Raw genomic sequence first — 7,767 nt, 5'->3', positions numbered from 1 at the left:
ATGTTTTTTTTAGAATAAAAAAGTTTTTTTCAAAATAAAAAAGTTATTTTGAAAAAAAATATATATAAATTTGATTTTGAATAAGACAGAAATGAAGAAATAAAAAAATTAAAAAAATAAATACTCTACGTAAAGAAACGTATTTATTTTTTTAATTTTATGAATTTATCTATTCATTAATTATCAGGATATGTATTTGTAGCAATTTTCCGTAGATAATAATAGCTTATATTAACTTGTTTTTTTAATCCATTAGGACCTAATTTAGTTAATTCACTTAGAGAATACTTAGCTACTAAAGCACGAAGAATTGTTTGTCTAGCTTCCTTTTCATCTAAATTAATTAATTTTTGAGCATTTCTTTTTTTCTTATAAAAGGCATGTCTGGACATTCTATATTTAAAAATACTTTTAATTTGAGTATCTTTAGAACGTCTTTTAGCATCATTCATAGTAATGGGTTTTAGACCCTTGCTAATAAGGTTAGTATTTATCCAACCCAATTGTTGTTTTTTAGCATTCATTAATTTTTCTTTAGAAACACCGAACAGCATAAAAAATAATGGCGTAAGCGTAATCATTTTAGGCATATAATTACCTAATACTCGGTCCCAAGTTTTTTGACAAGTAACAAAACCCATAGGTTCCATAAAATTTGTAATCAATCTAGAGGCACGTGTAATAGATTTATTTCCTGCTTTAGATATTGTAGATAAACCACATTCATCAGATAACTGCTCAACAGATGCTTGAACTAATTCAGAAGAAATATTAAAATGATAAATCATAGCTAGAACCATCGCTCTCATGGCGCATGCGCGATGTTCATTTAATTGTCTAAATCTTTTTAATGGTAATCCAATTTTAATATTTTTAGCTTGTAAAATATAATTTAATTCACATCTTGCAACATCTATTTCTGATGCTTTTTTCATTGCATAACAAATAAAAGCAGGTCGACGTTTATTATTTTTAGGTGGTATAAAAATCGGATTAGGATTATTTATATAACATTTTCTTGATATCATAAGATGATGCTTTAAATTAGTAGAAAGAAGATTTTTTTTACATTTACAAATGTAAAAAAACAGTTTTTTTTATTAATTTTATTCTTATTTGTAACCTTAAATTTTTTATATATTATATAATATATACTTTACTTTTATTTTTTTTTATGAATAAATATAATTTATCAAAATAATAAATATTCTTAACATAAATTTTAATCATTTTCAATATAAGTTATTAAAATTTTTTAGAATATCTTAACATACAGATATAAAAATCAAATTTAGTAAGTTTTATTTAAAAAACAGTAACAGTTAGGAATAATAAAAATGGAAAGAATTATTGAAAAAACTATATATGCTTCTCGTTGGTTAATGTTTCCTGTGTACGTAGGTTTATCATTTGGATTTATATTATTAACATTAAAATTTTTTCAACAAATTGTATTTATTATTCCAGACATTCTCGCTATGTCAGAGTCTGGATTAGTATTAATTGTTTTATCATTAATTGATATTGCTTTAGTAGGCGGTTTATTAGTAATGGTAATGTTTTCTGGTTATGAAAATTTTATTTCTAAAATGGATATGGAAGACAATAAAAAAAGATTAGGATGGATGGGTACTATGGATGTGAATTCAATTAAAAATAAAGTTGCTTCGTCAATAGTCGCTATATCTTCTGTACATCTATTACGTCTTTTCATGGAAGCTGAAAAAATATTAGATAATAAAATTATGTTATGTGTTATAATTCATCTTACATTTGTATTATCTGCTTTTGGTATGGCTTATATTGATAAAATGAGCAAAAAAAAATATTTGCCTCATTAATTTTTTGTTAAAAAAAATAATAAATTAAATTATTTGAATTGTTATTATGCTAGTGTTATGTGTTTAAAAACATAATATATTTTTAAAATTTAATGTCTCATTTATTATAAATTCTTCTTTTAAAGAAACATTACTTTATCAAAGTGTATTTAGTGCCTAGAAAAAATTATATATATAATCCTAAACCAATTTTTAATCCACCTCAAAATAAGAGAAAAATATCTAAATTTATTTTCTATGCTATGAAAAAAGCATCAGAAATAGATGTTGCTAGAAGTAATTTAAATTATACCTTGCTGCCTATAGATCCTAAAACTGGTAATGTTTTACCTCGATTTAGACGATTAAATGAGCATCGCGCTTGTGCTATGAGAGCTATAGTACTTGCCATGTTGTATTATTTTAATATCAATTCTAATTTAGTGGAAGCATCTATTGAAAAGTTGGCAGATGAATGTGGTTTATCTACTTTTTCTGATTCAGGTAATAAATCTATTACTCGCGCATCGCGATTAATAAATGAGTTTTTAGAACCAATGGGATTTATAAAATGTAAAAGAGAAAAAAGTATATCAATGAGTAATTATATACCTAAAAGAATATCTTTAACACCAATGTTTTTTATGTTATTTGATATCTCGGAATCTAAAATAAAGAATTATTTAAGTTCCCCAACAAAATTTTTTCAAAAACCAAAAATACAAGAAAAAAAAATGTTTATTTCTTTTTCAGATATGGAAATTATATCACAATTAGATGAAAAATCTGCTAGAAAAAAAATATTAAATGCTTTAATTAATTATTATAGTGCAAGCCAATTAACAAAAATAGGTCCAAAAGGTCTTAAAAAAAAGATAGATATTGAATATAATAATTTATGTAAATTATATAAAAAAAAATAAAAAAATAAATTTATACAACAAAAATTTCATAAGACATCAAAACATAAGAATATAAGTGTTTTGATGTCTTATGAAATTTTTGTTGTATAAATTTATTTTATTTAATGACTCATTTCATTTATTGTCGAGAAAATTTTTATGAATTCTAAAGTTATTATTTTTGATACAACTTTACGTGATGGTGAACAAGCATTACAAGCAAGTTTAAGTGTGAAAGAAAAACTCCAAATTGCATTATCTCTAGAAAAATCTGGTATAGATGTTATAGAAGTAGGATTTCCTATTTCATCTCCAGGAGATTTTAAATCAGTCCAAATGATATCAAAAAAAATTAAAGATAGTCGTATATGTAGTTTAGCTCGTTGTATAGAAAAAGATATTGATGCTGCTGGAGAAGCTATGTCTACATCTGATTCGTTTCGCATCCATATTTTTTTAGCTACTTCGATACTTCATATGGAATCTAAATTAAGAAAAAATTTTAATGAAATTATTGATATGGCTGTTTTTTCAGTAAAAAAAGCTTTACGTTATACTGATGATATTGAATTTTCTTGTGAAGATGCTAGCAGAACTACAATGGACAATTTATGTCGTATTGTAGAAAAACTCATTGATTCAGGTGTTAAAACTATAAATATACCAGATACAGTAGGATATACTGTACCTAATGAGATTTCTTTTATTATTAAAAATTTGTTTGAGCGTGTGCCTAATATTCACAAATCTATAATTTCAGTACATTGTCATGATGACTTAGGCATGGCAGTAGGAAATTCAATATCAGCCATACAAGCAGGTGCTAGACAAATAGAAGGAACTATTAATGGAATTGGAGAAAGGGCTGGAAATACAGCTTTAGAAGAAGTTATTATGGCTATAAAAGTTAGAGAAGATATTTTAGGTGTTTCCACAAATATCAATCATAAAGAAATTTACCGTACCAGTCAAATTATCAGTCAAATTTGCAATATGCCAATTCCAGCTAATAAAGCTATAGTAGGAAGCAATGCTTTTTCTCATTCTTCTGGAATTCATCAAGATGGAGTTTTAAAAAATAGAAAAAATTATGAAATTATAGATCCAAGTACCATTGGTTTAAAAGAAGTTCAACTTAATTTAACTTCTCGTTCTGGAAGAGCTGCAGTAAAATACTATATGGACGAAATGGGTTATACAAGTAATGATTATAATATAGATGAACTTTATACTGCATTTTTAAAATTAGCAGATAAAAAGGGACAAGTCTTTGACTATGATTTAGAAGCATTGGCATTTATTAATAAACAGCAGGAAGAATCTGAATATTTTTCTTTAAAATTTTTCAGCGTACAATCTATTTCTAATGGTTTATCAACTGCTTCAGTAAAATTACTGTGTGGTAAAAAAATACATACAGAATCTTCTACAACTAGTAACGGGCCAGTAGATGCTATTTATCAAGCATTGAATAGAATTACACATTTTCCTATTATTTTACAAAAATTTCAACTTGTTGCTAAAGGTAAGGGTAAAGATGCACTTGGTCAAGTAGATATTTTAGTTGAATATGAAAAACGTAAGTTTCATGGTATGGGTTTAGCTACTGATATTATTGAATCATCAGCTCAAGCTATGATTAATGTATTAAACAATATATGGAAAGCAAAACAAGTTAATAAAAAATTAAAAATTTTAAAAAAAAACAATGATATTTTTAAAGAGAAAACTGTTTTATGAAAAAAAAATATTGTATTGCAGTACTACCAGGTGATGGGATCGGTCCTGAAGTTATGCAAGAAGCATATAAAATTTTGAATGTTTTAAAAAATGATTTTTCATTACCTTTAGAAACAAAGGAATTTAATATTGGTGGTGTAGCTATTGATCGTGAAGGTGTAGCTTTACCAGAAAAAACATTAAAAGGATGTGAAAAATCTGATGCTATTTTATTTGGATCTGTAGGTGGTCATAAATGGGATAAATTACCGATAGAAGAACGTCCTGAAAGAGCAGCTTTACTTCCTTTAAGGAAACATTTTAATCTTTTTTGTAATTTAAGACCAGCAAGATTATATCCACAGTTAAATTCTTTATCCCCGTTACGCACTGATATTGTAAAAGATGGCTTTGATATATTATGTGTTAGAGAATTAACTGGTGGAATTTATTTTGGAAAACCTAAAGGTCGTGTAAAAGGGAATAATTCTGAATATGCTTTTGATACAGAAATTTACTATAAATCTGAAATTATTAGAATTGCTCACTTATCTTTTGAATTAGCACGTTCTAGAAAACAAAAAGTTTGTTCAATAGACAAATCAAATGTTCTTGAAAGCTCTATTTTGTGGAGAGAGGTAGTAGAAGAGGTTTCTAAACAGTATTCTGATATTACTTTATCTCATTTATATGTTGATAACGCTTGTATGCAAATTATTAAAGATCCTAAACAATTTGATGTATTATTATGTTCTAATCTTTTTGGTGATATTATTTCAGATGAATGTGCTATGATTACTGGTTCTATTGGTATGTTACCTTCAGCAAGTTTAAATGAAAAAAATTTTGGTTTATATGAACCTGCCGGCGGTTCCGCACCTGATATAGGTGGTAAAAATATTGCCAATCCTATAGCTCAAATTCTTTCTGTTTCTATGTTAGTTAGATATGGTATGAAATTAGATAATATAGCCAATAAAATTGATAAAGCAGTGAATGATGTTTTACAGAAAGGTTATAGAACTTTAGATATATCTACTAATCAAAATTACTTAAAAACAAATCAAATGGGTGATATTATCGCTAATTGTTTAGTTAATGGTGCATGAAATGAAAAAAACATTATATGAAAAGATATATGATTCACATATTGTACATAAAGATAAAAATAATACATCTATTTTATATATAGATTTACATTTACTTCATGAAGTGACGTCACCTCAAGCTTTTGATTCATTGCGTGATAACAATCGTCAAGTGAGACAACCTAAAAAAACTTTTGCTACTATGGATCATAATGTTTCAACAGAAAGTAAAGATATTAATGCATCTGGCCCCATGGCAAAAATTCAAATGGAAAAATTAATAAAAAATTGTAGTGAATTTAAGATACCTCTATATGATTTAAATAATCCTAATCAAGGTATAGTCCATGTTATAGGTCCTGAATTGGGTATGAGTTTACCTGGTATGACAATTGTGTGTGGTGATTCTCATACATCAACTCATGGCGCATTTGGTGCACTTTCTTTTGGTATTGGTACTTCAGAAGTAGAGCATGTACTTGCTACTCAAACATTAAAACAACAACGTTTTAAAACTATGAAAATAGAAATATCAGGGACTAGAAATAAATTTATAACTGCTAAGGATATAATCCTATCAATTATAGGTAAATTAGGATCATCAGGGGGTACTGGATACATAATTGAATTTTGTGGTAACGTAGTTAAAAAAATGAGTATGGAAGAAAGAATGACAATTTGTAATATGGCAATTGAAATGGGTGCTATATCAGGATTAATAGCACCAGATGAAATTACGTATTCATATTTAAAAAATAGAATTTATTCACCATATGGTAAATTTTGGGAAAAATCAATAAATTTTTGGAAGACATTAAAAACAGATGAAGGTGCTATTTTTGATCAAACCTTTATTATTGATATATCAAATCTTTCACCTCAAATTACTTGGGGTACAAATCCTGATCAGGTCATTTCAATTAATGAAAGAATACCTGATTTTAATTCATTTGATAATTTAATAAAACAAGATTTAGCAAAATCAGCTTGTACCTACATGGATTTAAAACCTGGTATGTATTTAACAGATGTAAAAATTGATAAGGTATTTATTGGATCTTGTACTAATGCTCGTATAGAAGATTTAAGATCAGCATCTACAATATTAAAAAATAATAAAATTTCTAAGAATGTAAAAGCTATTGTTGTTCCTGGTTCAGGTTTAGTGAAGACAGAAGCAGAAAGTGAAGGTTTAGATAAAATTTTTATTAATGCTGGATTTGAATGGCGATTACCTGGATGTTCTATGTGCTTAGGAATGAATCCAGATAAATTAAATAATGGTGAACGTTGTGCTTCTACTAGTAATCGAAATTTTGAAGGTAGACAAGGCAGAGGTGGTCGAACACATTTAGTTAGTCCTATTATGGCTGCTGCCGCTGCTATATATGGTAAGTTTTTTGATGTTAGAAATTTAGATGATATTAGGAATAATTAAAAATGTTTAAATTCACTGAACATACTGGTATTGTTGTTCCTTTAGATATAGCTAATATTGATACAGATATTATAATTCCTAAACAATTTTTACAAAGAGTTGGTAGGCGGGGATTCGGTAAATATTTATTCCATGATTGGCGTTTTATTGATATAAATCGATTAGAAACAAATAATCAATTTATTTTAAATCAAGATGTTTATAAAAATGCAAGTATTTTATTAACTAGGTCAAATTTTGGTTGTGGTTCATCAAGAGAACATGCTGTATGGTCTTTATTAGATTATGGGTTTAGAGTAATAATTGCACCTAGTTTTGCTGACATTTTTTACAATAATAGTTTTAATAATAAACTTCTACTTATTACTTTAACTGATAGAGAAATTGATTTTCTATTTGATATTGTTAGAAAAAATATTGGTATAAATTTTAATGTAAATTTAATTAACAATAAAATTATAGTAAATGAAAGATCTTTTTCGTTTAAAATAGATAATTTTCGTCGCATGTGTTTATTAAATAATTTAGATAATATTGATTTAACTATGAAATATGTTGAAAAAATCAATAAATATGAAGAGAATATTTCTAATTTTATTATAGGTAGAAGAGAATTTCAGTCTTATATTTAATAGTTTATGTTTTATATAAAAAAAAGCGAAAGTTTTATAAATAAAACTTTCGCTTTTTTTTATATAAAAAAATATATGTTTATTCATTTTTTATATAAGATTTAAACAATTGTTATTTTGCATGTATATAATAAGAAGCGTTTATTAAAAATAACAATATGCATTTAT

The 7,767-nt window shown here is 26.2% G+C and carries 7 protein-coding genes; 6 read left to right on the top strand and 1 reads right to left on the bottom strand.

From position 1 onward, the window contains the following. Positions 1-176: 176 nt before the first annotated feature. Complete coding sequence (gene repA, locus AB4W64_RS03165; RefSeq protein WP_367678311.1) at positions 177-1,028, bottom strand: plasmid replication initiator RepA; 852 nt, start codon at positions 1,026-1,028, stop codon at positions 177-179. Positions 1,029-1,337: 309 nt separating this feature from the next. On the opposite strand from repA (AB4W64_RS03165), the gene AB4W64_RS03160 reads away from it, so the two are divergent. From AB4W64_RS03160 to leuD, 6 genes are all read left to right on the top strand, one after another. Next, entirely contained in the window at positions 1,338-1,841 is a 504-nt protein-coding gene (locus AB4W64_RS03160; protein ID WP_367678310.1) for a TIGR00645 family protein, read from the top strand. A gap of 152 nt (positions 1,842-1,993) precedes the next feature. Then, entirely contained in the window at positions 1,994-2,743 is a 750-nt protein-coding gene (gene repA / locus AB4W64_RS03155; protein WP_367678309.1) for a plasmid replication initiator RepA, read from the top strand. Between the two features lie 138 nt (positions 2,744-2,881). Next, positions 2,882-4,462, top strand: coding sequence for a 2-isopropylmalate synthase (gene leuA / locus AB4W64_RS03150; RefSeq protein ID WP_367678315.1), 1,581 nt, complete (start codon positions 2,882-2,884; stop codon positions 4,460-4,462). After that, positions 4,459-5,550: a 3-isopropylmalate dehydrogenase gene (gene leuB / locus AB4W64_RS03145; protein ID WP_367678314.1), complete on the top strand. Its 1,092-nt coding sequence runs from the start codon at positions 4,459-4,461 to the stop codon at positions 5,548-5,550. The genes leuA and leuB overlap by 4 nt, the downstream gene beginning before the upstream one ends. A gap of 1 nt (position 5,551) precedes the next feature. Next, entirely contained in the window at positions 5,552-6,967 is a 1,416-nt protein-coding gene (gene leuC / locus AB4W64_RS03140) for a 3-isopropylmalate dehydratase large subunit (RefSeq protein ID WP_367678313.1), read from the top strand. Positions 6,968-6,969: 2 nt separating this feature from the next. Next, positions 6,970-7,599 carry a 3-isopropylmalate dehydratase small subunit gene (gene leuD / locus AB4W64_RS03135; protein ID WP_367678312.1) on the top strand — a complete coding sequence of 210 codons (630 nt, stop codon included), beginning with the start codon at positions 6,970-6,972 and terminating at the stop codon, positions 7,597-7,599. Positions 7,600-7,767: the final 168 nt, after the last annotated feature.

Origin of the sequence: Buchnera aphidicola (Brachycaudus tragopogonis) (assembly GCF_964059175.1) — a bacterium.
Classification (GTDB): domain Bacteria; phylum Pseudomonadota; class Gammaproteobacteria; order Enterobacterales; family Enterobacteriaceae; genus Buchnera; species Buchnera aphidicola_BM.
Note: the sequence above shows the minus strand (reverse complement) of the source record. Positions and strands in the feature narration are given on the sequence as shown.

What these genes read in the sequence shown, in the direction of transcription:
- AB4W64_RS03160 (WP_367678310.1), top strand. Translation starts at nt 1,338, where the DNA reads ATGGAAAGAATTATTGAAAAAACTATATATGCTTCTCGTTGGTTAATG.
- leuD (WP_367678312.1), top strand. Translation starts at nt 6,970, where the DNA reads ATGTTTAAATTCACTGAACATACTGGTATTGTTGTTCCTTTAGATATA.
- leuA (WP_367678315.1), top strand. Translation starts at nt 2,882, where the DNA reads ATGAATTCTAAAGTTATTATTTTTGATACAACTTTACGTGATGGTGAA.
- repA (WP_367678311.1), bottom strand. Translation starts at nt 1,028, where the DNA reads ATGATATCAAGAAAATGTTATATAAATAATCCTAATCCGATTTTTATA.
- leuB (WP_367678314.1), top strand. Translation starts at nt 4,459, where the DNA reads ATGAAAAAAAAATATTGTATTGCAGTACTACCAGGTGATGGGATCGGT.
- leuC (WP_367678313.1), top strand. Translation starts at nt 5,552, where the DNA reads ATGAAAAAAACATTATATGAAAAGATATATGATTCACATATTGTACAT.